Origin of the sequence: Haloactinopolyspora alba, assembly GCF_003014555.1 — a bacterium.
Lineage (GTDB): Bacteria > Actinomycetota > Actinomycetes > Jiangellales > Jiangellaceae > Haloactinopolyspora > Haloactinopolyspora alba.
In genome coordinates this window covers 25064-48530 of sequence record NZ_PYGE01000014.1, presented here as the reverse complement: position 1 = coordinate 48530, position 23467 = coordinate 25064, and the positions used below count along the sequence as shown (strand labels likewise).

25 protein-coding genes are annotated in these 23467 nt (G+C 69.9%); 14 read left to right on the top strand and 11 right to left on the bottom strand.

All coding sequences use genetic code 11. The annotated features are described in order from the left end of the window. Window positions 1–367: 367 nt before the first annotated feature. From dnaB to CLV30_RS17685, 3 genes are all read left to right on the top strand, one after another. On the top strand, window positions 368–3010 hold the full coding sequence (dnaB, locus tag CLV30_RS17695; protein ID WP_106538558.1) for a replicative DNA helicase: 2643 nt from the start codon (window positions 368–370) through the stop codon (window positions 3008–3010). Window positions 3011–3033: 23 nt separating this feature from the next. Continuing rightward, window positions 3034–3492 (top strand): GNAT family N-acetyltransferase, encoded by a 459-nt coding sequence (locus CLV30_RS17690; protein WP_106538557.1) that lies wholly within the window; start codon window positions 3034–3036, stop codon window positions 3490–3492. Window positions 3493–3597: 105 nt separating this feature from the next. Next, window positions 3598–4347: a class I SAM-dependent DNA methyltransferase gene (locus tag CLV30_RS17685; protein WP_106538556.1), complete on the top strand. Its 750-nt coding sequence runs from the start codon at window positions 3598–3600 to the stop codon at window positions 4345–4347. A 21-nt stretch (window positions 4348–4368) separates the two neighbouring features. Here CLV30_RS17685 and CLV30_RS17680 read toward each other — a convergent pair whose 3' ends face one another. Genes CLV30_RS17680 through CLV30_RS17670 form a run of 3 tightly spaced genes read right to left on the bottom strand, consistent with a single transcriptional unit; the run spans window position 4369 to window position 5924 of the window. Further along, the gene (locus CLV30_RS17680) at window positions 4369–5106 is read right to left on the bottom strand and encodes a DUF899 family protein (protein WP_106538555.1); all 738 of its coding nucleotides are present in this window, start codon (window positions 5104–5106) and stop codon (window positions 4369–4371) included. A gap of 27 nt (window positions 5107–5133) precedes the next feature. Beyond that, window positions 5134–5481, bottom strand: a complete 348-nt coding sequence (locus CLV30_RS17675) for an ArsR/SmtB family transcription factor (RefSeq protein WP_106538554.1) — start codon at window positions 5479–5481, stop codon at window positions 5134–5136. Further along, entirely contained in the window at window positions 5478–5924 is a 447-nt protein-coding gene (locus CLV30_RS17670; protein WP_106538553.1) for an SRPBCC domain-containing protein, read from the bottom strand. Before CLV30_RS17670 ends, CLV30_RS17675 begins: the two co-directional genes overlap by 4 nt. Before the next feature lie 198 nt (window positions 5925–6122). Here CLV30_RS17670 and CLV30_RS17665 point away from each other — a divergent pair, with 198 nt between their 5' ends. From CLV30_RS17665 to CLV30_RS17640, 6 genes are all read left to right on the top strand, one after another. Further along, window positions 6123–6725, top strand: coding sequence for a class I SAM-dependent methyltransferase (locus CLV30_RS17665; protein WP_106538552.1), 603 nt, complete (start codon window positions 6123–6125; stop codon window positions 6723–6725). 105 nt (window positions 6726–6830) lie between these two features. After that, the gene (locus CLV30_RS17660) at window positions 6831–7661 is read left to right on the top strand and encodes an alpha/beta fold hydrolase (RefSeq protein ID WP_205740546.1); all 831 of its coding nucleotides are present in this window, start codon (window positions 6831–6833) and stop codon (window positions 7659–7661) included. A gap of 9 nt (window positions 7662–7670) precedes the next feature. After that, window positions 7671–8183 carry an AAA family ATPase gene (locus tag CLV30_RS17655; RefSeq protein ID WP_129710883.1) on the top strand — a complete coding sequence of 171 codons (513 nt, stop codon included), beginning with the start codon at window positions 7671–7673 and terminating at the stop codon, window positions 8181–8183. A gap of 87 nt (window positions 8184–8270) precedes the next feature. Next, on the top strand, window positions 8271–9143 hold the full coding sequence (locus tag CLV30_RS17650; RefSeq protein WP_106538550.1) for an alpha/beta fold hydrolase: 873 nt from the start codon (window positions 8271–8273) through the stop codon (window positions 9141–9143). A gap of 118 nt (window positions 9144–9261) precedes the next feature. Then, window positions 9262–9648, top strand: a complete 387-nt coding sequence (locus tag CLV30_RS17645) for a YciI family protein (protein WP_106538549.1) — start codon at window positions 9262–9264, stop codon at window positions 9646–9648. 47 nt (window positions 9649–9695) lie between these two features. After that, entirely contained in the window at window positions 9696–10601 is a 906-nt protein-coding gene (locus CLV30_RS17640; RefSeq protein WP_106538548.1) for an NAD(P)-dependent oxidoreductase, read from the top strand. On the opposite strand, the gene CLV30_RS17635 is transcribed toward CLV30_RS17640, so the two are convergent. The 3 genes from CLV30_RS17635 to CLV30_RS17625 form a co-directional block, all read right to left on the bottom strand. Then, a complete protein-coding gene (locus CLV30_RS17635) occupies window positions 10592–10843 on the bottom strand; it encodes a nickel-binding protein (RefSeq protein WP_106538547.1) in 252 nt (83 codons plus the stop codon). The two genes, CLV30_RS17640 and CLV30_RS17635, sit on opposite strands and share 10 nt — an antisense overlap. Window positions 10844–10926: 83 nt before the next feature. Next, window positions 10927–12645, bottom strand: a complete 1719-nt coding sequence (locus CLV30_RS17630; protein WP_106538546.1) for a BTAD domain-containing putative transcriptional regulator — start codon at window positions 12643–12645, stop codon at window positions 10927–10929. A gap of 69 nt (window positions 12646–12714) precedes the next feature. After that, entirely contained in the window at window positions 12715–13314 is a 600-nt protein-coding gene (locus CLV30_RS17625; protein WP_205740547.1) for a CGNR zinc finger domain-containing protein, read from the bottom strand. Window positions 13315–13375: 61 nt separating this feature from the next. On the opposite strand from CLV30_RS17625, the gene CLV30_RS17620 reads away from it, so the two are divergent. Further along, window positions 13376–14221, top strand: coding sequence for an alpha/beta fold hydrolase (locus tag CLV30_RS17620; protein ID WP_205740548.1), 846 nt, complete (start codon window positions 13376–13378; stop codon window positions 14219–14221). A 46-nt stretch (window positions 14222–14267) separates the two neighbouring features. Here CLV30_RS17620 and CLV30_RS17615 read toward each other — a convergent pair whose 3' ends face one another. Further along, window positions 14268–14738, bottom strand: coding sequence for a winged helix-turn-helix transcriptional regulator (locus tag CLV30_RS17615; RefSeq protein WP_106538545.1), 471 nt, complete (start codon window positions 14736–14738; stop codon window positions 14268–14270). Window positions 14739–14833: 95 nt separating this feature from the next. On the opposite strand from CLV30_RS17615, the gene CLV30_RS17610 reads away from it, so the two are divergent. Next, window positions 14834–15493: a DUF899 domain-containing protein gene (locus tag CLV30_RS17610; RefSeq protein ID WP_106538544.1), complete on the top strand. Its 660-nt coding sequence runs from the start codon at window positions 14834–14836 to the stop codon at window positions 15491–15493. A 15-nt stretch (window positions 15494–15508) separates the two neighbouring features. Continuing rightward, complete coding sequence (locus CLV30_RS17605) at window positions 15509–16024, top strand: pyridoxamine 5'-phosphate oxidase family protein (RefSeq protein WP_106538543.1); 516 nt, start codon at window positions 15509–15511, stop codon at window positions 16022–16024. Here the strand turns inward: CLV30_RS17605 and CLV30_RS27025 are convergent. From CLV30_RS27025 to CLV30_RS17585, 4 genes are all read right to left on the bottom strand, one after another. Then, complete coding sequence (locus CLV30_RS27025; RefSeq protein ID WP_205740549.1) at window positions 15982–16509, bottom strand: hypothetical protein; 528 nt, start codon at window positions 16507–16509, stop codon at window positions 15982–15984. The genes CLV30_RS17605 and CLV30_RS27025 overlap by 43 nt on opposite strands. Before the next feature lie 13 nt (window positions 16510–16522). Further along, window positions 16523–18646, bottom strand: coding sequence for an MMPL family transporter (locus tag CLV30_RS17595; RefSeq protein WP_106538542.1), 2124 nt, complete (start codon window positions 18644–18646; stop codon window positions 16523–16525). A gap of 125 nt (window positions 18647–18771) precedes the next feature. Next, window positions 18772–19470, bottom strand: a complete 699-nt coding sequence (locus CLV30_RS17590) for a response regulator (protein ID WP_240723186.1) — start codon at window positions 19468–19470, stop codon at window positions 18772–18774. Between the two features lie 3 nt (window positions 19471–19473). Beyond that, window positions 19474–20640, bottom strand: coding sequence for a sensor histidine kinase (locus CLV30_RS17585; protein ID WP_106538541.1), 1167 nt, complete (start codon window positions 20638–20640; stop codon window positions 19474–19476). Window positions 20641–20863: 223 nt separating this feature from the next. On the opposite strand from CLV30_RS17585, the gene CLV30_RS17580 reads away from it, so the two are divergent. Beyond that, window positions 20864–21676 (top strand): endonuclease I family protein, encoded by an 813-nt coding sequence (locus CLV30_RS17580; protein WP_106538637.1) that lies wholly within the window; start codon window positions 20864–20866, stop codon window positions 21674–21676. A gap of 62 nt (window positions 21677–21738) precedes the next feature. Next, entirely contained in the window at window positions 21739–23409 is a 1671-nt protein-coding gene (locus CLV30_RS17575; RefSeq protein WP_106538540.1) for a DUF885 domain-containing protein, read from the top strand. Window positions 23410–23467 lie beyond the last annotated feature (58 nt).

Genomic DNA, 23467 nt, shown 5'->3' with positions numbered 1-23467 from the left:
CAGCACCGACGCTAGGGGTTACCCCTGACGTCGGAGGGTCTCATCTCGGTATGCGAGATCCCCAAGGGTGGGGATCTGTGTCCACACCCCGGTGGATTGACGTCATCGCAGGTCAGTGGCGCTCGATGGTGATCGTGCGGCTGATTGGCAGGCGAGTTTCCCCAGTGTTGTCCACAGCTGGGGATGATCGTTTCCACGAACGGCCTGGACTTGTGGATGATCGTCCACAGGCCGCCCACAGGGGATGTGCGTGGCAGGCTTGGTGCGGGTTCCCGATCAGCCGTACGTTCGACGTCAGTCCGTACCGGCTGCCGGTGCCGTCGTCGATGCACGGGGTCTTGTCGGTGGCGCCTGTTAGAACACGTGTATGGCCGCGAGGTCGTCGTCGAATGGGGGTCTGGTGAGCGTCACGGAGCTGCCCGATCGGCACGATGAGCCACCCGCGGAGCGCGGGCGCACGCCGCCGCAGGACGTCGCCGCCGAACAGTCCGTGCTGGGCGGCATGCTGCTGTCGAAGGACGCCGTGGCCGATGTGGTCGAGATCCTGCGCGGCCACGACTTCTACCGGCCCGCGCACGAGGCCATCTACGAAGCTGTCATCGATCTGTACGGCCGCGGCGAGCCGGCCGACGCGGTCACGGTCGCCGCGCAGCTGCAGAAGAGCGGTGAGATCGGCCGGGTCGGCGGCGCGCCTTACCTGCACACGCTGGTCTCGTCGGTGCCGTCGGCGGCCAACGCCGCGTTCTACGCCGAGATCGTCCGCGAACGGGCCATCCTGCGCCGCCTGGTCGAGGCCGGCACCCGCATCGTCCAGCTCGGCTACGGCGACGACGGCGACGCGGACGACATCGTCGACCGTGCTCAGGCCGAGGTCTACGCCGTTACCGAGCGCCGGGCGAACGAGGACTACCTCCCGTTGTCCGAGATCATGGAGGGCGCTCTCGACGAGATCGAGGCCATCGGGTCCCGCGGCGGGCAGATGGTCGGCGTTCCCACCGGTTTCGCCGACATGGACGCGCTGACCAACGGGCTGCACCCCGGGCAGATGGTCATCCTGGCGGCGCGACCTGCCGTTGGCAAGGCGTTGGCGCTGGACACGCCTCTTCCGACCCCCACAGGGTGGACGACCATGGGCGACGTTCAGGTCGGCGACAACCTCTTCGGGGCCGACGGGCGGCCGACTCGGGTGGTGGCCGCGACCGACGTCATGCATGGCCGTCCCTGTTACGAGGTCGAGTTCTCGGACGGGACGGTCATCGTGGCCGACGCCGAGCATCAGTGGGCGACATCCACCCGGGCCAGCCGGAAGGCGGCGTCCGAGCGTCGCCAGCCCCGTTACTACTGGGCGCGCGAGGCGGTGCAGCGTGTGTGTGCGATCGCGGATCGATCAGAGCGTGAGTCGGACCGGGTGATCACGGCTGCAGAGGCCGTGGAAGAGGCAGGAAGCGAGTTTGCACACGCGATTCACGGCGCGGTGCAGACGGTCGGATCCGGGCGCCGCGCTCCGCGTCGGGTCGCCGGCGCACGAAGGTCGTACGGGTGGCACGCGCCCGTCTACTCTCGCCGAGCACTGCTGCGTGAGCTCGCGTCGCGAGTTTCACGGCCGGTCGGTGCCGGACATGCTGCCGACCACAGTGGCGTCGTCACGACAGCGGAGATGGCCCGAACGCTGCGATGTCAGTCCGGCGACAGCCGGTTGAACCACACTGTCCGATTGGCCGGTGCGGTCGACCTACCGGATCTCGACCTTCCGATGCCGCCGTACGCGCTTGGCGTGTGGCTGGGCGATGGTCATGCCGATGCGGCGCGGTTCACTTCCGACGACCCGGAGATACCCGGCCAGGACCATTCCCGGCACGGGACCGTCCAGGCCGTGCTGCGTACGATGGGTGTCCTCGGGAACAAGCACATTCCGGCCGAGTATCTGCGAGCTTCGATCGCTCAACGTAAAGCTCTGCTTGCCGGTCTGCTCGACACCGACGGCTACGTGAACTCCAATGGAGTCGTTCAGTTCGCGGTCACCAGCGAGCGACTCGCAAGAGACACGCTCGAGCTGATTCAGTCCCTCGGCTATCGCGCACAGTTGACCACCAAGCCGGTGCGTGGCCGCCACGAGGCATCATCGACCTCGTACTGCATCACGTTCACGCCACGTGATCAGGTCTTCCGGCTGCGCCGCAAGGCTGACCGCGTACGGGTCGGCGAAGGACCGATGTCGCGCACCGTCGTGGACGTACGACCGGTTCCGTCGGTCCCCGTTCGATGTGTGCAAGTTGCGGCGCACGATCACCTCTACCTCGCCGGACGCTCCTTCGTGCCGACACACAATTCGACCCTGGGTCTGGACGTGGCGCGGGCGGCGTCGATCAAGCACGGTCTGGCCTCGGTGATCTTCTCGCTGGAGATGAGCCGCAACGAGATCACCATGCGGCTGTTGTCCGCCGAGGCCAAGGTCCCGCTGCACCACATGCGTTCCGGCCAGATGACCGACGACGACTGGAACCGCATCGCCCGCAGCACCGGCGAGGTGTCCAGCGCGCCGCTGTACATCGACGATTCACCGAACATGACCATGATGGAGATCCGCGCCAAGTGCCGCCGGCTCAAGCAGCGCAACGATCTCCGGCTGATCATCATCGACTACCTGCAGCTGATGTCCAGCGGCAAGCGCGTGGAGAGCCGCCAGCAGGAGGTCTCGGAGTTCTCCCGGGCGCTGAAGCTCCTGGCCAAAGAGCTGGATGTCCCGGTCATCGCGATGAGTCAGCTCAACCGCGGTCCTGAACAACGGCAGGACAAGAAGCCCATGTTGTCCGATTTGAGGGAATCGGGATCGATTGAGCAGGACGCGGACATGGTCCTACTTCTGCATCGTGAGGACGCCTACGAGAAGGAGTCGCCGCGGGCCGGTGAAGCGGACTTCATCGTCGCCAAGCACCGTAACGGCCCCACCGCCACCATCACCGTGGCGTTCCAGGGCCACTACAGCCGCTTCGTCGACATGGCGCAGTGACCGGTTGCGGTTACCGTCGAGCCATGTCTTCCGACCCGTTCGTTCCGGTCGATTTCGACCCGCCGACCTCCCTGGTCACCGATCGGTTCCGACTCGAACCGCTGGGCCCGCAGCACAACGAGTCCGACCATGCGGCGTGGATGTCGAGCATCGAGCACATCCGGGCGACGTCGGGCTACCCCGACGGCAGCTGGCCGCCGCTCGACGGGATGACGCTCGAGGCCAACCTCGACGACCTGCGCCGACACGAAGCCGACTTCGCCGCCGGTAACGGATTCACGTTCACCGTGCTCGACCCGACCAGCGGCGGGGTCATCGGCTGCGTGTATCTGTACCCCTCGAAGTCCGAGGAGTTTGACGTCGTCGTCCAGTCGTGGGTAAGCGCCGAGCATGCTGATCTCGACGTGCCGCTCGCCGACGCCGTCGCCTCCTGGCTCGTGTCCGAGTGGCCGTGGGAGCGCGCCGACCGCTGCGGGCGCTGAACGTAGACCCGTTGCTCCAGCAGTGGCGTCCTCCCCACGACTCGGTCTCGCCATGGCCGGAAAACGGTTCGACGGCCGGCAGCCCGGCTGACAAGGTCATGCAGCATGAGGCAGGACGAGATCTGGGACGTCGTGGCGGCACGTGCGTACGACACCCCGGGCACCGGGATGTTCGCACCGGACGTGCTGGACCCGGCGGTCGACCGGCTCGCTGAGCTGGCCGGCGGTGGCCATGCCCTCGAGTTCGCCATCGGCACCGGCAGGGTGGCTGTGCCGCTGTCCGATCGCGGCGTGCCGGTGACCGGAATCGAACTGTCCGCACCGATGATCGAACAGCTTCGTACCAAGGTGGACGAGGCGAGCATCCCCGTCGTGCCGGGTGACATGGCGACGGCTCGAGTCCCCGGAGAGTTCGAGCTGGTCTACCTCGTGTTCAACACGATCGCGAACCTGCTCACCCAGTCCGAACAGGTCGAATGCTTCCGCAACGCGGCACGTCATCTCGTGCCCGGCGGCCGGTTCGTCATCGAACTCGGGGTTCCGGATCTGCGTGTGTTGCCGCCCGGGCAGCGGGGCATGGTGTTTCACGACGAGCCCGGCTATCTCGGCGTGGACACCTACGACACCGTGAACCAGCACCTCGTCTCGCACCACTTCACGTTCGGCGACGGCCGCGAGGCCGAACTGTTCCGCACCCCGCAGCGCTACATCTGGCCCGCCGAGCTCGATCTCATGGCGCAGCTTGCCGGGATGGAGCTGGAGAGCCGGCATGCCGACTGGTCCGGTACGGAGTTCACCGCCGAGTCCGGGTCCCATGTCTCCGTCTACCGGTTGCCGGACACGCCAGGTCGGTGAGCCGAGCCGGCGTCGGTTCCGTCAGCTGGTGCGTTCGACGACGCCGAGGTCGTCGGACCGTCCGGCTCGGAGGCGGGACCACTGGGCGGTGGGCCGACCGTCGGTGCGCCACGTTGCGTGGTCGGGGTCCTGCGGCCAGCCGGCGGGCGAGTCCTCCCACGGCTCCTGTCGCCCGTACACGGTGCGGTCGAGCAGACCCAACGTCTGGTCCATCACCTCGACACCGCGGCCGGTGGTCCAGTACGTCTCGAAGACCCGGTCGTCTTGCCGCACGTAGCACGCCAGCATGAACGGGCCGCGGCCCGCCATCAGCGCCTCGATCGACTCCGTCACGGAGTACCAGGGCACGTCCCAGCCCATGAAGTCGCGGTAGCGGACGCTCTCCTCGTACGGCCCCTGGCAGAACGTCGCGTACGTGACGTCGCGTGCGTGCAGGTAGGACAGCTCGCGGACCTGACTGTTGAAGAAGGTGCACCCTTCGCACTGTTCGGCTGCTGATTGGCCGGTGTGCCACATCTGGAAGTAGGCGATCAACTGCCGGCGGCCCTCGAAGGCCTCCAGCAACGTGGTCCGGCCGTTCGGGCCGGTCAGCTCGGCGGCGGCGTCCACCTCCACCATCGGAAGCCGTCGGCGAGCCGCAGCGATCGCGTCTCCTTCGTGGGTGTGCGCTTTCTCCCGGATCCGCAGTGCGTCCATCTCGGCCTGGTAGGTGGCGCGATCGGCGACTCGGGGCGCCGGTGTGCTCGTGTCGGTGTTCACGGGATTCCCCTTCTGTCGAAGACGTTGCTAGTTCGAGTCCAGCTCGGCGATCCGTTTGATCCTCGCCAGCCGTTGGTCCCAGGCAGCCGCGCGCGCGGCCATCCACTGCGCCGTCCGCGCCAGTGCGGCCGGCTGGACGGTGTAGCGCACCTCGCGTCCGGCCCGGTTGGCGGTCACCAGCCCGGCGGCGTCGAGGACGGCGAGGTGCTTCACCACGGCCTGCCGTGAGACGGGCATCCGTTCGGCGAGCGTGGTGGCGGTGGCCTCGCCCTGCTCGGAGAGTAGGTCGAGCAACTGGCGTCGGGTCGAGTCGGCCAGCGCGGCGATGACGCTGTCCACGGTGTCCTCGCCGCCACCGAGTGGTCCGTCCGTCACGCCGACGGGTGTTCGGCGCGCTTGTGCAGCCAGTCGAGGCACTCCGCCCAGCCGGCGGTGTGGTCGTCGATGATGTTGCGGCGGTTCTCCTCGGACGTGGTCAGCCCGGTGAACCCGCTCTCGACCACCCGAAGTCGTGTCCGCTCGCCTTCGGGGGTCAGCGTGAACTCCACCAGGGTGCTGTTGTCCTCGCGCAGCTCCTCTCCCGGAAACGCGGAGACCCAGCGGTAGGCCACGTACGTCGGCGGGTCGACCTGCTCCACCCGCACCGGGAAGTCGCCGTGCTCGGCGTTCTTCGCCACCATCGACTCGCCCTCGACGGCGGTGGTGCCGGGCCGGTTCGCGTCATCGGCCGCCCACCACCCGGGTTCGGTCACCAGCGACCACACCCGTTCCACGGGCGCCTCGATCACGGTCTCGCGTTCGATCCGGTCCAGATCCATCAGGACTCCTCTTCCTCCCGGAATGTGCAACCCCAGCGTTGCACGACACGGGATGGATGCGCAACCCATGAGTTGCACTTCAGTTTGTGCGGGAGCGCTGGCACACTTACTGCTTTGCCGTCCTGGCAACGAACTTTGTCGATCGCGCAGGGCGAGAGCGATGTTGGTACCGGAACCGACATCGAGGTGAGGACACGCATGGACGCACAGTTCTGGGACGAGCGGTATCAGAGTCATGACCAGCTCTTCAGCGGTGAACCCAACGGGGTGCTCGTCGCCGAGGTGAGCGAGCTGGCACCAGGGCAGGCACTCGACGTCGGGTGCGGTGAGGGCGCCGACGCACTCTGGCTGGCTCGGCGCGGCTGGCAGGTCACCGCCGTCGACATCTCCCGAGTCGCTCTGCAGCGCGCTGCCGCCGCGGGGACGGACGTCGACGGGCGCGTGGCGTGGAAGTACGGCGACCTGACCACCGCGCCACCTCCGCCGGGCGCGTTCGACCTGGTGTCCGTCCAGTACTTCCCGCTCCTGCGCCAGGCGGGCCACGATGGGCTGCGCGGCCTGCTCGCCGCCGTCGCGCCTGGCGGCACTCTCCTGTTCGTCGGTCACGACCTCGCGGAAGTGCCGCCGCGCCCCGAGGACGGCTTCGAGCCGAGCGACTACTACCAGCCCAGCGAGATCGCCGCCCTGCTCGCCGACGACTGGACCGTCCTGGTCGACGAGACCCGTGCCCGCAGCGCTCCTGCCCCGGCGGGCACGCACCACACCCACGACACCGTTCTGCGAGCGCGACGCCTGCGCTAGAGCGGCGGTGCCGCGCGGCGTCGGGGGACTGGACAGAGCCCGTGCCGCGGATGTTGGCTACGACACACATCGCTCCGCTCGTACTGACAGACGAGGAGGCCTGTTGTGGCCGACCAGACCACGCAAGCACCGTCCGCGCTGAAGTCCGGATACGCTCCGGTCAACGGCCTGCAGATGTACTACGAGATCCACGGGTCCGGCGGGACGCCGTTGTTGCTGTTGCACGGTGGGCTGTTCAACATCGATCTGCAGTTCGGCGAACTGCTCCCGCACCTGGCCGAGACCCGCCAGGTCGTCGCGGCCGACTTCCAGGGGCACGGGCGGACGAACGACATCGACCGGCCGCTGACCAGCGCCGGCTTGGCCTCCGACGTTGCCGGTCTGCTGCGGCATCTGGACATACCGCAGGCCGACGTCTTCGGCTTCAGCATCGGCGGCGCTGTGGCCCTGCAGCTGGCGATCCGGCAGCCCGAACTGGTCCGCAAGCTGATCGTCTCGTCCGTGTCGTTCCATCCGGACGGGGACCGCCCGGAGAACGCGGAGGCGGTGGGCGAGATGACCGTCGACATGGTCGCCGGCACCCCCATGGAGCAGGAGTATCGCGAGAAGTCGCCGCACCCGGACCGGCTGCAGGATCTGCTCGACAAGCTCGGCAGCTTCGACCAAGGCTTCCCCGGCTGGTCCGACGACGACATCCGCGGCATCGCCGCGCCGACGCTGATCACCGTCGGCGACTGCGACGCCGTCCGGCTCGAGCACGCCGTGCGGTTCCTGCAGCTGCGCGGTGGTGACGTCAACGGCGACTTCGTCGGCGTCCCTGCTTCGCAGTTGGCGGTGTTCCCCGGCACGACCCACTTTTCCGGGCTCGCCCGCACTGACCTGGTCCGGGACACGGTGCTGACGTTCCTGGACGCGCCCATGCCCGACGACGCCTGAAGCGCACCCGTGTCTGTGCCAGCGACCCGGACGCTGATCACCGGGATGTCCGCCACCGGGAAGACCAGTACGATCCGGCGACTTGCGGAGCTCGGGCACCATGCCGTGGACCTCGATGCCGACGAGTGGTCACACCTCGTGCCGGACGGCTCGGAGTACGCCGACCCGGAGGCGGACACCCCGCTCGACTGGCGATGGCGTGAGGGCGAGGTCCGCGCGCTGCTGGACGCGGCACCGGGGCCGTTGTTCGTTGCCGGCACCTCCACCGGGCAGGCGAGTTTCTATCCGGCTCTCGAACACGTGGTCACGTTGATGGTTCCGACGGATGTCGCGATGTCCCGGCTGGCCAGTAGGACGGTTCACGAGTACGGGAAGGGCCCGGACGAGCTCCGCCGCGAGCTGAACCTGCGCGAGACCGTCGGGCCGCAGTTGAGTGCGGGAGCCTGCCTGGTGATCGACACCTCCGTCCACTCTGTCCACGAGGTGACCGCCATCGTTCTCGGGCACGCTGGTATGGCGTGAGTGACGGCGGTCACTCGGAACGGCGGTAATCTCCCGAGCACACCTGCACCATGACAGTGAGCCGACAGCCTGGAGAGGACGTGCCTGATGGCTGAGAACAGCACCGTGCGGACGCACATGGTCGGAAGCGGCGCGGCGGCGGTGACGTACGACGTCCGCGGGGACCTCGGTACGGCGGCCCCGGATCGGCCGGCGCTGCTGCTCATCGGATCGCCGATGGACGCGGTCGGCTTCGGTACGTTGGCGAGCCACTTCACCGACCGTCCAGTGATCACCTACGACCCTCGTGGTGCCGGACGCAACCCGACCGACACCACCGATCTCGAACCCACGCAGCACGCCGACGACCTGCACCGCGTCATCCAGGACCTCGACGCCGGGGCGGTGGACATGTTCGCAAGCAGCGGCGGCGCCATCAACGCGCTCGCGCTGGCGGCAGCGCACCCCGGCGACCTGCGCCGGGTCGTCGCGCACGAGCCGCCGACCGTGGTCCTGCTGCCCGACCGCGAGATGGTGGTGGCGGCGATGCACGACATCCGTGCCACGTACCGCGACGCCGGGCTCGGCCCGGCGATGGCGAAGTTCATCGCGCTGGTGATGTACGACGGGCCGCTGCCCGCGGACTACCTTGACCAGCCGGCGCCCGACCCGGCCGCGTTCGGTCTGCCGGCCGAGGACGACGGTTCCCGTGACGCTCCGCTGATGCGGAACATGCCGGTATGCAACATCTACGAGCCCGATTTCGCGGCGTTGACCGACTTAGGCGACCGGCTCGTCCTGGTGGCCGGTGCGGAGTCCGGCGAGCAGATCGCCGCCCGAGGCGCCAGGTCAGTCGCTGGCGAGCTCGGCCGGACCGTCGTCGAGTATCCCAGTGACCACGCCGGGTTTCTCGGTGGCGAGTACGGCCAGCACGGCGACCCGGTCGCGTTCGCGGCCGCGTTGCGCGCGTCGCTGGATTGATGGGAGCACACGGCATTTTCCGCGGCGATTTCGCGCCACCGTGTCGAGCGCCGCGATCGGGCTCCGACGTCACCCGTGAAAGGGCCGCACGGCCACCGAACGATCGCAGGAGTCACCGATGAAATATGTCATCCTCATCCACTCCAACCCCCAGCCCTGGGGCCACCCGACCGGTGACTACGTCGCCGAGGTCCAAGCGATGCCTCAGGAGCAGCGGGACACGTTGAACCGCGACTTCGACACCCTGCTCAGCGAGCTCCAGGCCAACGGGGAGCTCGCCGGCGGCGAGGCGCTTGGAGATCCCGCCGACGCCAGGCTCTACCGGTGGTCCGGCGGCGATTCCGTCGTCACGGACGGCCCGTACTCGGAGGCCAAAGAGCATCTTGCCGGCTTCTTCCTGATCGACGTCCAGAGCAGGGAGCGTGCCGAGGAGGTCGCGGCGCAGTTCGCCGGCCCCGGCGAGACGGTCGAGTTGCGCCCGGGGTGGTCCGGCGACGACGGCTGACGGCCGGCGGTTGACCTCAATAAGACTTGAGGTTGCACGGTGGCGGCATGACGAACTCCTCGGACGCGCCCACCCGGACCGTCACCGTCGCCGGCACCGGCGCCATCGGAACCGCCGTCGCCAGAACACTGCTCAAGGCCGGACTCACGGTGACGGTGTGGAACAGGACGAGCTCACGCACGTCGGCGCTGGTCGACGACGGCGCGACGGCGGTCGACTCGGTCGGCGACGCGGTCCTGGCGTCGGAGCTGACGTTGCTGACCGTCACCGACTACTCGGCCTTGGACGACGTGTTCGCCGAGCTCGACGCGGTGCCCGGCGGGCTCGGCGGGCGCACGGTCGTCGCGCTGTGCACGGGGTCGGCGGCCGACGCCGACCGCACCGCCGCCCGTGCCGAGTCCTCCGGGGCGCTCTATCTGGACGCCGGGGTGCAGACGGCTCCGGAGGACATCGGCACGCCGGCGGCGACGATCCTGTACGGCGGCTCGCGGCACGCGTTCGACCGGCACCTCAGCGTCCTGGAGCTGCTCTCGACCGCCCGGCACGTCGGCGAGAACCCGGCCGCGGCGGCGGTGTGGGACCTCACGCTGTTCGGTGTGTGGTACGACGCGCAGCTCGGCCTCCTGCGGGCGCTGACGGCGGCGCGCGAGGCCGGCCTCGACGTCGCGGGGTTCGCCGAGACCGCCGCGATCCAGCTGGGACACGTCGTCGCCGCTGCGGCGGACACGGCCGGCGAGGTGCTCGACGGCGAGTACCCGCGCGGTCCGGCGGACCTGCGGGAGCACCGTATGGTCGTCGACGAGCTCGTCGCGCAGCGTGCCGGGTCCGCCCTCGGCGACGGCGGACTGACCGACGTCTCCCGTCTTCTGGACCTGGAGATCGGCGCCGGCCGCGGAGACCTCGGCCTGACCGCCGTCACCCTTCCCTCCGGACGGCAGCGCGATCAGCCCTGAACGACGGGGAAGATCTCGTCCGCGACGAGGCCGTGGGCCTCCCGGTGGACCGCATGCGCGGACTCGGCATCGGGTGCGTCGACCAGGCAGAAGATCTTGCCTGCTGTGGGGTCGAGCCAGTAGTTGAGGTAGCGGGCGTGGTACTTGTCCTGAATCCTCAGGTCCGCCAGGTGCGCGCTCGCGACGGCTGCGGCGTCGGCGCCTTCGGGGATGCTGTGGTGGACGTCCATGAACAACGGCATGACGTGCTCCTTTGCTTCGATGCGCGATGGCCTTCATCCCGCACCGAGTACCGTAGGCAGCGGCCGTTCCGTGGGCGTTCCTCCTACCGGAGGGCGGCGAGTGACGCGCGGCAGCGCGTCGAGTCGCGTGGACGGCTGGCGGCATCGAAGGCGTCCGCGGCGCGCCGGAGCAGTCCGCCCACCGTCGAGGCTTCCGCTCCCTGTGCCTGTTGCAGGGTGGCCTCGGCCTCGTCGACCGCGGCGTGCCATGGGCCGCCAGACCACATCGTGGCCACTCGTGACGCCTCGCTCAGGTATTCGCGGGCACGGTCCGGCTCGCCTGATCGCGAGCAGGCCATCGAGGCGCCGATCCGGAACGCCATCGCGCAAGGGTCACAGACGGCGAGCCCGCTCATCCCGGATTCGGCCGTCGTGATGATCGCCAGCGCCTCGACGTCACCCGCACCCTCGAACATCGCGCCGTAGATGCAGGGCAGCAGATGCTCGGGCACCGACGTCTCGTACGCGATCCGCAGCGCGGACCGGTACCGATCGTGAGCGGCCCGCTGGTCGTGCTCGACAGCATCGAGTTGGCCGAGCCGTGCGACGGACAGTGCCCAACCGGTGACGGACGATGTTCGCTCGTGCAGCTCGGATGCTTGCACGAGGTCGGTCCGGGCCTGATCGGCGTCGTTTCCGGACAGCAGAGAGGCCTCCCCGCGGAGCAGGTGGCCGAGCGCGCTCGCTTGCGTGACATCCGCATCGCCGGTCGCGTTGATCATCTCCTCGCCCAGCCGGGCGACGTCGCCGATGCCCGTGACCTCACCGAGGGCGAACTCGCTCATGCACATGTTCGCGTCGAGGATGAACGGAGCGAGGTCAGGCGTGGTGGTCAGGCTCTCGAGGAAGCTACGGGCGAAGACCTCACGCCATGCGCCCCGGGTATAGGCGACGAGGCCGAGCAACTCACTCGCCTCGGTCAGCTCGCGCGGCAGGCGAGCGTCGATGGCGAGAGCGCGAACTTCGGTGGCGCTACGTTCGGTCTCCTCGAGATCGGCACGTTGCCAATGCACGAGGCTCCAGGCCAGCAGGGCCCGTGCCCGCTCGGCGGGGGTCGGGGCCGCGCGGCCCTCCGCGTCGAGGATCCGCTCGTACAGGGAGACGGTCTCGGGATCCGGGGAGACCCCCAGCTCATCCCGGAGCGTCTCGCTGAGCTGCTCGAACTGGCGGATCGCGGCGGTGCGGTCGCCGCCCTCGAGCTGGACGCGCATGATCTCGCGGTGTGCGCGCTCGTTCGTCGGGTCCTCACCGACCAGCCGGCCCCACAGCTGGCCGCAGGCAAGCACGTCGAGGTAGACAGAGCGTAGGCGTCGCCGTTCGTCGGAGCACCACTCGGCGTACGGGTCGTCGGGGAGTAGCTCGCCACCGTACTGGGCAGCTGCGGCACGACAGGCCTCCGGGTCGTGCGCCGCCAGAGCCCTGTCGGCCGCGGCCAGGAAGTCCTGCACGTCCGTGCTGACGCGACGGTTCGGCGCCAACCGGACCATCCCTTCCTCCAGCACGATGCCGTCCGGCAACTGCAATACCCGGCGGGCGTGGAAGGCGACCTTGCGAACGTTGACCGCGGCGGACTGGGGGTCGCTGTCCGGCCAGAAGGCCTCGACGACCTTCTCTCGCGGGAGTCGGTGCCGCGGCGCCAGGGCCAGCAGCTTGACCAGGTCGGCAGCGCGTTTGAGGCGCCATCGTCCGTCCGGGGTGGTGTGGTCGCCGACGGTGACCGAGAACCCCCCGAGCAGTTGGACGGTGAGCTGTTCGTAGCCCACGCCTCCATTGTACCGGCCTATTCGTGCCACGAACTGATCGACGAGGATCGCGTCCGGAGGGCTGGGACATCAGCCGCGCCCGCGCCCGCCCGACGCGTGCGCGCGTTGCCGGGCCCGGTGGTTGGCGACGTTGAGCCGGTTCCCGCACACCTCGGGCATGCAGTAGCGGCGCCGGCCGGACTTGCTGGTGTCGACGAACAGGCCGTCGCACACCGGTGACGCGCAACGACGGAACCGGTCGTGGTTCAGCGCCTGCAGCGTGCCGAGCAGGCCCATGCCGATCGTGACGGCGAGCTCGTCGGCCAGGGACGCCTGCGGTGACGTGGTGAGGTGCCACTGCCACCGCCCGGCGCGATCGCGGTGCAGACCCGGGGTGCCGGCCGCGCGTGCCGCCAGGGCGGTCGCGTCGGCGATGCCCTGCTCCTCGGTGCCGGGCTCGATGGCCGCGCGCACGTCCTCGCGGAGCTGACGGACCTGTTCCAGGTCGTCGTGGCCCGGCGACCGCCCGCCGGCCAGGGCCGCCGGCTCGAGGTCGTGCTCGGCCAGGAACCGGGCGAGGGCGTCCGGATCGGCCAGGACGTCGCCCGCGGTGCGCACCCGGGCCGAGGTGTTCACCAGGTCGGTCGCCAGCCGAGCACCGTCCGTGTAACTGTCTAAACTTGCTTTCAATTCTTACCTCTCCTAATGTAACTGTCTTGGATAGACGTTACCCCTTAGTCGGGAGGTTCTGGTGACACAGCAGGCAACGGTGACGTGGCGGCTCCCGAGCACGGTCGGCGTGTCCGCCGGCGAGGTGGCCACCGGAGTGTTCGGGGAAGGGCCGCCGGTGGTGCTGGTCCACGGCACTCCGGCGTGGTCGTACCTGTGGCGTGACGTCGTCCCGCTGCTGGCGCGGCGGTACACCGTGCACGTCTGGGATCTGCTCGGTTTCGGTGACTCGCGGCTCGCGGACGGTGCCGAACCGTCCATCGCCACCCAGGCGCGCACGCTCGCCGAGCTGATCGAGCACTGGAGTCTGGACGAGCCCCGGCTCGTCGGGCACGACATCGGCGGCGGGATCGTGCTGCGGACGCACCTGATCGAGCGGGTGCCGGCGCTGCAGCTCGCGCTGCTGGACGCCGCCGTGCTGGGGCCGTGGAACACGACGTTCACCGAGCACATGCAGCGCCACGCCGAGGCCTACCGCACCATGCCGCCGCACGTCTTCGGCGACATCGTCGCGCCGCGTCTGCGCACGGCCGTCCATCGGCCGATGCCCGACGACGTCGCCGCCGCCTACTTGTGGCCGTGGAGAGGCGAGGCCGGGCAGCGACGCTGGGTCGACCAGGTCGCGAGCGTCAGCTTCGACGACACGCGCGACGTGGTGGCGAGGCTCGACCGGATCGCCGCGGAGACGCTGGTGCTCTGGGGCGAGGAGGACGGCTGGCTGGACACGTCCACGGCGGACCGCCTCGCGGCGGCGATCCCCGGTGCGCAGCAGAGCCGGGTGGCCGGTGCGGGACATTTCGTCGCCGAGGACGATCCGGACGGCACCGCGCGGGAGTTGCTGCGCTTCTTCGACCGAAAATCCGCGTGATCGTCAGGGATCTACTACCGCCCTGGCAGTAGCGGAGCCCTGACGATCACTTCGGTTCCGGCTGATCGAGTGCTCCCGGGCCGGCCTCGTGGTCGACGTCGGTGGCACGCAGCCGTTCGCCGCAGTGCGAGCAGCGCACCTCGGCGTGGACGTACTCGCCACAGCCCCGATGTCGGACCAGTACCGGCGGGCCCGCTTCACCCGCGGTCCAGCGATCGCCCCAGGCGGTGATGGCCATCAGGACGTCGCAGAACTCGTCGCCCTTGTCGGTCAGTTCGTACTCGTAGCGGGGTGGCCGGTCCGAGTACTGGCGACGGCGCAGAACTCCGTGTGCGACGAGCCACTGCAGCCGCTCGGTCAGCACCTTGCGCGAGATGCCGAGATCGCGCTGGATGTCGTCGAACCGGGTGATGCCCACCCAGACGTCGCGGATGATCAACGGCGACCACGGTTCACCGACGACGTCGAGCGTGCGAGCGATCGAGCAGGTCATGTCGCTGAAGTTCGTCCGTTGCATGATCCCATCCTAAGTCAGTTGCTTGAAGGAACCCAGTCGGCTAGAGTCCGACGTATTAAGTTCCTTCAAGAGACTAAACAGGTCGGAGGTGCCAAGTGTCTCTTCCACCCGTCGTGACGCCGCAGCAGTGGCAGGCGGCCCGAGACGAACTGCTGGTCAAAGAGAAGGCCGCGACCAGGGCCCTGGACGAGCTGGCGGCACAGCGCCGCCGGTTGCCGATGACGCCGTTCGACGCGGCACGCGTCTTCGAGGGCCCGGACGGGACGGTGAGCCTGCGCGACCTGTTCGACGGCCGCCGGCAGCTCGTCGTCTACCAGATGATGGATCTGGGCCCGGACGACTACTGCAGCGGCTGCGCGACCTTCGTCGACAACGTCGGGCACCTGGCCCATCTGAACGCCCGCGACACGACGTTCGCCGTCACCTCGGACATGCCGATGGCTCAGCTCGCGCAGTACTGGCGGCGCATGGGCTGGACGGCGCCGGTGTACTCGTCGCGGGGCAACGGCTTCGCCGCCGACTGCGGCGCCGGCGACGGCTTCGGGCTCAGCGTGTTCCTCCGCGAGGGTGACGACGTGTACCGGACGTACTTCACCACTGCCCGCGGTGTCGACCGGCTGCTGTTCCAGTTCAACATCCTGGATCTCACCCCGTTCGGCCGCCAGGAGGACTGGGAGGACTCGCCGGAGGGGTGGCCGCAGACGCCGCCGTACACCTGGTGGCGGCTGCACGACGAGTACGAAGCCACGAACTGACGCGAGGGGCGAGCGATGCCGGAGACCGAACCCACGGCGGAGTTGCTGTTCAGCGCCGCGGACGCGACGCCGATGAGCACCGACGAGGCCACGATCAAACCCTGGGCCCAGGCCCGCGACGAGCTGGCCGCGGCGCCGAAAGCCTGGCTGAGCACCAGTCGAGCGGACGGGCGACCGCACGTCATGCCGGTGCTGGCCGTGTGGTCCGACGGTGCTGTCCACGTCAGTACCCGGCCCGGGTCGATCAAGGGTCAGAACCTGGTCCGCGACCCGCGTTGCGTCGTCACCGTCGGCACCGAGGTCATCGATCTGGTGGTGGAGGGGAAGGCCCGCAGACTCGGAGGTCGCGAACTCGACCCCGTGATCGCCGCGTTCGACGCCAAGTACGGCTGGCGGATGGCGGTGCGCGACGGTCGCCTGTACGACGAGACCCTGCCGGGTGCGCCGGAGTACGTGTTCTTCGCGATCTCGCCGACGACGGCGTTCGGCTATGGTCCGGACGGTCTCACCGCGACCCGCTGGCGATTCTGACGCCGGGCCGGCGCGCCCGGCGTCGGCGACGCTGACCCGGTCATCGCGCCGACGACGGCGCCGAACGCCAGGTGGTCCAGCCACTGCGGCCAGCGGGGCAACGACCGGATCGCCGGGTAGCGGCGCCCGGCGAGCTCCAGATCGACGACGGCGTCCGCGGCGCCCGCGAGCATCCCGCCGGCCGGGCCGAGGTGCCGCCGCCGCTCGACCGTGGACAGAACCGTGGTCCATGTCGCCGAGACCAGGACGTGGACGACCGCGCCGGGAGCCAGGCCCGGACGGTCGCGCCGCCCCGGAACGAGTGTTCCGGCGGCGCGTGTCGCCGCGAACGGGTCGCGGCCGGTAGCGAGCGCGTGCATCGTCGACGGTGCGCCCGACAGCACGGTGGCCGCGACACCCGCGATCGCCGCCCTCGACAGTGACGGCCGGACGGGCCGCACCGCGTGCGCGGTGCGGCCCGTCCGGTCCGTGCCTCGTCGCGTCACCCTCGTCCGTCCGTCACTCACGTCCTGCGACCACCGGGTCGCTGTCCGTCCCAGTGTCGTCCGATGGTGCCGCCTCGTCCGCGGATTCGGACATCGCCAGCCGGGCGTGGACGGGCGCCAGGGGCCGCGGCAGCCACCAGTTCCACCTGCCCAGCAGCGTCATGGTCGCCGGGACCAGCAGCATCCGCACGATGGTGGCGTCCAGCGCGATCGCCAGGACCAGGCCGAGCCCGATCGCCTTGATCGGTGCGAAACCGCCGAACACGAACCCGGCGAACACCACCGCGATCACCAACGCGGCGGCGGTGACGATCCCGCCGGTACGCTGCAGACCCTCGGCCACGGCGCGCTCCGGGCCGACCCCGGCGAGCCAGCGCTCGCGGATCCGCGACAGCAGGAACACCTCGTAGTCCACCGAGAGCCCGAACGCGATCGCCCCGATCAGCACCGGCACGGTGAGGTGGACGTAGTCGAGGCCCTGGGTGCCGACCAGCCCAGCCAGGTTCCCGTACTGGAACACCCACACCACGATGCCGAGTGCGGCGGCGATGCTGAGCAGGTTGGACAGCACGGCCTTGATCGGAAGCAGCACCGACCCGGTGAACGCGAACAGCAGCAGCATCGTGCCGATCACCACGATCGCCGCCGCCCACGGCGTCCGCTCGACCAGCATCTGCTGGTAGTCGGCCAGTCGCGCCGCGTCGCCGGTCACGGCGACCTCGAACGGCGCCGGCATGGCGCGGATGGCCTCGACGGCCTCGCTGGCCGCGTCGTCGCCGAGCCGGCCCTGCGGGACCGCGGTCAGCGCGCTGGCGTCGGGCCCGATGGGGCGTATCCCGACATCCGCGATCCCCGGAACGTCGGCGACGTCGTTGCGTAGTTGCTGCACACCCGGGTCGTCGGCGGGTGCCTCGGCGACCAGCTGGAGGTCGCCGGTCCACTGCGCCTGATCGGGGAAATGGGCGGTGAGGTCGTCGAACATCTGGCGCGTCGACGTCTCCGTCGGCAGCATCCGCGGGTCGCCCTGCGAGACGTGCAGGTCGAGCACGGGTGCGGCCAGGGTCACCATGGCGCCGGCGGTCGCGACCAGCGTGATGATCGGCCGTCGCTGCACCTGCCCGGCGATCCGGGCGAAGACGCCGCGTCCCGATCGTGGCCGTGCCGGCTTGATGCGGTGCCCGAACAGCGCCAGCAACGCGGGCAGCAGGGTCAGCGCCGCGGCCATGTCCACCAGCACGACCGCCGCGCCGGCCAGCCCCATCGAGCGCAGGAACGGGTCCGGGAACACCACCAGTCCGCACAGGGCCACCGCGACCGTCAACCCGGAGAACATCACCGTGCGGCCGGCGGAGGCGACCGTCCGGGCGATCGCGGCCGGCACGTCGGGTGTCCCGGCGCGCTCCTCCCGGAACCGGTTGACCACGAGAAGTGCGTAGTCCACGGCCAGGCCGACGGCGAGCATCGTGGTGATCTGGATCGCGTACACCGAGACGTCGCTGACCAGGCTGAAGGTGTAGAGCACGCCGAAGGTGGCGCCGACACCGACCCCGGCCACCAGCAGCGGCAGTCCCGCCGCGAGCACGCCGCCGAAGACGATCAGCAGCAGGACGAGCACGACCGGCATGCTCAGCATCTCCGCCTGGGCGACGTCCTCCTGCGCCTGGGTGTTGAAGTCCGACGCGGACAGCGGTCCGCCCGCGACCGAGACGGACTCCGCGTCGATCGCGCCGAGCCGGTCGGCGGCGGCCTCGGCCGCGTCCTCTTCGTCGTCGCCGGGCTCGAGCACGACCTGGATGAGCAGCGCCTCGCCGGTCTCGGACGGCCGCGGCTCGGAAACCTCGGCCACGCCGGGCACGTCGCGGGTCTGCTCGACGGCGTCGGCCACGTCCCGCTGCAGCGCCGGGTCCTGCGCCGACGGGTCGACCACCACGGCCGTCACCGTTTCGGGGGTCGGTGAGGTCTCCTCGAGCCGCTCGGATGCCTGGTCGGACTCGCTGCCGAACACGGTTCCCACGTCGGGGTTGAGGCGTTCGAACACGCCGGTGCCGATGCCGAAACCAGCGGCCACCACGGCGAGCCACGCGACGATGGTGACGACCGGGCGGCGTACCGCGAACCCGGAGATGGTGCGGATCATGACTGCCTCCGTGGACGATGCCGGAAACTCCTCGTGCCGTGTCATCGTGCGTCGCGGCCGGGGTCCGGCGGATCGCCGTGAAGAGCGGAATCTCGTCCCGCTCCCGGGAGTGGCTCGGCTCGCTCTCAGGAGTGATCCGGCGGCGGTGCCTCGCCGGGCAGAACCAGCCCCGACTCGTAGGCGAGCACCACGGCCTGGACGCGATCGCGGAGGCCGAGCTTGCTCAGCAAGCTGCTGACGTGGGTTTTCACCGTGTGCTCGGTGACGTGGAGCTCCTCGGCGATCTCCGCGTTGGACCGGCCGCGGGCCACTTGGCGCAGCGTCTCGGTCTCGCGGCTGGTGAGGTGGGCGAGGGCCTTCGTCGCGTGACCCGAGCCGGTGGCGGGGCGCCGGCGGCTGACGACGTCGGCGACGAGCCGCCGCGTCACCGTCGGAGCGAGCAGTGCCTCGCCCGACGCCACCACCCGGACCGCCTGGGCCAGCTCGTCGCGGCGCATGTCCTTGAGCAGGAAGCCGCTGGCCCCTGCCTGCAGCGCGTCGTAGACGTACTCGTCCAGGTCGAAGGTGGTCAGGACGAGCACCTTCGCGGCGGTGTCGCGGCAGATGGCGGCCGTGGCCTCGATGCCGTCGATTTCGGGCATCCGGATGTCCATGAGCACCACGTCCGGAGACAGCTCGCGCGCGGCACGGATGGCCTCGGCGCCGTCGGCGACCTCGCCGGCGACGGTCAGGTCCGGCTGGTCGTCCAGGATCATCGCGAAGCCGCCGCGGACGAGTGCTTGGTCGTCGGCGATGAGCACGCTGGTGGTCTGCTGAGCGGGCACGCCCTACTGTAGGGGCAGCCGGGCCGCGATACGGAAGCCCGCGCCGTCGTCGTCCGGTCCGTTCGACAGTTCACCGCCCAGCGCGGCGGCCCGTTCGCGCATGCCGGACAGGCCGTGCCCTCCGGAACCGGTGCCGTTCGCGCTGCCGGCCGGGCCGTTGCCGTCGTCGCGGACCTCGAGGTCGAGGGCGTCGTCGTGCCAGTCGAGCGTGACGTCGACGCGGCTGGCCGCGGCGTGCTTGAGCGTGTTCGTCAGCGACTCCTGGACGATGCGGTACACGGCGGCCGCCGTCTCCGGCGCGACGGTTCGGCGGTCACCGCGTTCGGCGAGCGTGGCGGCGATGCCGCTGTCGCGGACGTGCGCCAGCAGGCCCGGGATCGCGTCCAGATCGGGTACCGGCACGCGTGCTCCGTCCTCCGCGCGCAGCACCCCCAGCGCCCGGCGCAGCTGGGTCAGCGAGTCGCGGGCGGTCTCCGAGATGGCGTCGAACATCTCGGACGCCTTGTCCGGGTCACGTCGCACGGCGACGGGCCCGGCCTCCGCCTGCACGACGACCAGCCCCATCGAGTGCGCGAGGATGTCGTGCATCTCGCGGGCGATCCGCTCGCGTTCGCGCGTGGCGGCCGCGTCCTGTTGCTCGGCGAGCCTGCGGGTCCGCTCCTCCAGCATCTCGATCCGGTCGCGGCGAGCCCGCGCGTTGGTGCCGAGCGCGTACGTCGTGGCGAACGCGATACCGACGAGGCCGAGGTTGAGCGCGTCCTCGTCCGGGATGAGGATCGACATCAGGATTCCGGCGATCGTTCCCAGAGCCGCGACCAGCCGTTTGAACGGCGGCGACAGGGTGGCGAACGTGTACGTCGCGACCAGCTGCGCGGCGGGGAAGTGCCCGAGGGCGCCCAGGATCGCCAGCCAGGTCGTGCTGATCCCGGTGAGCAGCGTCACCATGAACGGGAACCGGCGCCGCCACAGCAACGGGACGGCGTTGACCACGGCCAGCAGCGGAATCCACCAGGTCAGGTCGCCCTCCACGCCCTTCTGGATGACGATGTACACCGCGCACACGGCGGCGATCCCGGTGTCGACGGCCACCGGCGGCAGCGCACGCAGCCTGTTCTGGAGCCGGCGCGCTCCTTCGGAGTACCAGCGTTCGCCGGCCGCCGGTGTGGACACGTGATCTGCTCCCGGATCGGTGGGTGTGGCTGCTCCACCAGTATCGGGTGCCGCCGCGGGTGGTGTCCTCACTCTCGCGAGCGGGCTTTTTCGGCGTCGGCTCGCGTGTCACGCACCGTTCACGCCGCGACTCACCCCGGTTCGTTGACTTCGCGACGATCGGTGCCGACAGTGGACGCGTTACCACCGGTTGGCGCACCACTTCTCGAGGCAGGTCACGTCGATGCCCTCCGCACTGCTCAAGCGGTCCGTCCCGATCGTGTTGACGGTCGGCGCGGCCGTGGCGTCCGTGGTGGTGCTGGACCCCGATCCGCGGGAGCCCGACGAGTCGGTCCTGCCGACCGAGCCGCCGGCCGACTACTACTCCGGAGCGATGGGGCTGAGCGGTGACGAACTCGCCGCCGCACTGCACGAGATCGTCTCCGACAGCACCGCGGTCACCTACGACGAGGTGTGGGCGGCGTTGCGCGCCACCGACGAGCACCCGGACGATCCGTCCGCGGTGCGCCTGTTCTACTCCGGCCGTCCACGCGACGACGACGCCAACGGCGGTTCCGCCGGCGACTGGAACCGGGAGCACGTCTGGCCGAAGTCGCACGGCGACCTGGGGACGGCACCGGGTCCCGGCACCGACCTGCACCATCTGCGTCCCACCGACGTGGCGGTGAACGCCGAACGGGGGAACAAGGACTTCGACGACGGCGGGTCCGCGGTTCCCGAAGCCCCGGGCAGCTACACCGACGACGACTCGTGGGAGCCGCGCGACGAGGTCAAGGGTGACGTGGCGCGGGCGGTCTTCTACATGGCGGTGCGCTACGAAGGTGGCGACGGCTTCGCCGATCTCGAGGTGAACGACCGCGTGGGCAACGGTTCGGAGCCGTTCACCGGACGTCTCGACGTGTTGCGGGAATGGCATCGTCAGGACCCGCCGGATGCCGACGAGCGGCGGCGCAACGACGTGATCTTCGAGGACTGGCAGCACAACCGGAACCCGTTCGTCGACCATCCGGCGTGGGTGGACGACATCTGGGGTTGACTCAGCGGGATGCGTGTACGGTCGCTTGGACCGTTCGTAGACGACCGCTTGGGGGTTGTGTGATGACTGTGGTCCAGCTCGCCGACGAGTTCGTCGATGTCCTTCTCGACGCCAACCCGATCGAGGCCACGCTGCTGGGCGTCCGCGACCGTGACGAGCTGCTGCCCGACTTCGGCGAGGACGCCGAGCAGGAGCACCGGCGGCGCGTCGAGGTCGTCCTCGAGCGCGCGCGGGCCATCGACACGGCGACGCTGAGCAGCACCGATCGGGTCACGCACGCGGTCGTGGTGCAGCAGGCCGGCGCCGAGCTGGACCGGCTGCGTACGCGCGCGGCGGAGTACACGATCACCGACACGTTCTTCGCCCCCGCCGTGGGGATGTTCTCGTCGCTGTCGATGGTCGGGCTCGTCACCCAGGAGCACGCCGACGCGTATCTGGCACGCCTGGCCGGCGTTCCGGCAGCGCTGGAGGCGCTGGCCGAGCGGCACCGCGAGGGCATGGCCGCCGGCCGGGTGCCGGTCCGCCGGCTCACCGAGGCCACGGTCGACCATTTCGACAGGTATCTGGCGGACCCGCAGACGGACCCGTTGCTGATGCCGCAACCGCCGGCGGACGGCTCCGTCGACGTCGACGGGTTCGACACCGAGCGCAGCCGGCTGCTGGACGAAGTGGTCCGTCCGGCGGTGGCGCATTACCGCGACGTGCTGGCTACCGAGGTACTGCCGCACGGGCGCCCGGACGATCGTGCCGGGTTGCACTGGCTGCCGGACGGCGACGACTTCTACACCCGGCTGGCCCGGGTGCACACCACCACCGACCGCAGCCCCGCCGAGCTGCACCAGACCGGCCTGGACGTGATCGCCGGGCTGAACGCCGAGTACGCCGAGGTCGGCGGCCGGGTGTTCCGCACCGGCGAGCTCACCGAGATCCTCGACCGGCTGCGCTACGACCCCTCCATGCGGTGGAAGGACGGCGACGAGCTTCTCGAGGCGGCCCGGGCGGCGATTCGCCGGGCTGAGCAGGTCGCGCCCCGGTGGTTCGGCACCCTCCCGGACCAGCAGTGCGTGGTCGAAGCGGTGCCGCCCGCGGAGGCACGTGGTGTCGGAGCCGCGTACTACATGCAGCCGGCCATCGACGGCAGCCGGCCGGGGACCTACTACGCGAACACCTACCAGGCCGAGAAGCGTGACCGGTTCAGCTCCGAAGCGGTCGCGTTCCACGAGGCGGTGCCGGGGCATCACTTCCAGTTGACGCTGGCGTTGGAGCAGTCGGAGCTCCCGCTGCTGCGCAAGATCGTCGACGTGACAGCCTACATCGAGGGCTGGGGGCTGTACTCCGAGCGGCTCGCGGACGAGATGGGCCTGTACTCCGACGACATCGCCCGTCTGGGCATGCTCAGCGAGGACTCGCTACGCGCGTCCCGGCTGGTCGTCGACACCGGCCTGCACGCCATGGGGTGGAGCCGGCAGCAGGCCGTCGACTTCATGCTGGCGCACACGGCCACCAGCCGGATCGAGATCGAGACCGAGGTCGACCGTTACATCGCCGCGCCGGGACAGGCGCTGTCGTACATGACGGGCCGGCTGGAGATCCAGCGGATCCGCGCCGAGGCCGAGCGTGCGCTGGGCGAGCGCTTCGACATCCGCGCGTTCCACGACGTCGTGCTGGGCAACGGTCTGCTGCCGCTGAACGTCCTCGACGACGTCGTCCGGGCCTGGGTGCACGGCGGATGAAGGACGACGGCTACGCGGCGTCGTGCCTCTCACCGACCGGAGAACTCGTCACCTGCGC

Coding starts and splice junctions, on each gene's coding strand:
- dnaB (WP_106538558.1), top strand. CDS start 368: ATGGCCGCGAGGTCGTCGTCGAATGGGGGTCTGGTGAGCGTCACGGAG.
- CLV30_RS17690 (WP_106538557.1), top strand. CDS start 3,034: ATGTCTTCCGACCCGTTCGTTCCGGTCGATTTCGACCCGCCGACCTCC.
- CLV30_RS17685 (WP_106538556.1), top strand. CDS start 3,598: ATGAGGCAGGACGAGATCTGGGACGTCGTGGCGGCACGTGCGTACGAC.
- CLV30_RS17670 (WP_106538553.1), bottom strand. CDS start 5,924: ATGGATCTGGACCGGATCGAACGCGAGACCGTGATCGAGGCGCCCGTG.
- CLV30_RS17665 (WP_106538552.1), top strand. CDS start 6,123: ATGGACGCACAGTTCTGGGACGAGCGGTATCAGAGTCATGACCAGCTC.
- CLV30_RS17650 (WP_106538550.1), top strand. CDS start 8,271: ATGGCTGAGAACAGCACCGTGCGGACGCACATGGTCGGAAGCGGCGCG.
- CLV30_RS17645 (WP_106538549.1), top strand. CDS start 9,262: ATGAAATATGTCATCCTCATCCACTCCAACCCCCAGCCCTGGGGCCAC.
- CLV30_RS17640 (WP_106538548.1), top strand. CDS start 9,696: ATGACGAACTCCTCGGACGCGCCCACCCGGACCGTCACCGTCGCCGGC.
- CLV30_RS17635 (WP_106538547.1), bottom strand. CDS start 10,843: ATGCCGTTGTTCATGGACGTCCACCACAGCATCCCCGAAGGCGCCGAC.
- CLV30_RS17615 (WP_106538545.1), bottom strand. CDS start 14,738: ATGCAACGGACGAACTTCAGCGACATGACCTGCTCGATCGCTCGCACG.
- CLV30_RS17605 (WP_106538543.1), top strand. CDS start 15,509: ATGCCGGAGACCGAACCCACGGCGGAGTTGCTGTTCAGCGCCGCGGAC.
- CLV30_RS17595 (WP_106538542.1), bottom strand. CDS start 18,646: ATGATCCGCACCATCTCCGGGTTCGCGGTACGCCGCCCGGTCGTCACC.
- CLV30_RS17580 (WP_106538637.1), top strand. CDS start 20,864: ATGCCCTCCGCACTGCTCAAGCGGTCCGTCCCGATCGTGTTGACGGTC.
- CLV30_RS17575 (WP_106538540.1), top strand. CDS start 21,739: ATGACTGTGGTCCAGCTCGCCGACGAGTTCGTCGATGTCCTTCTCGAC.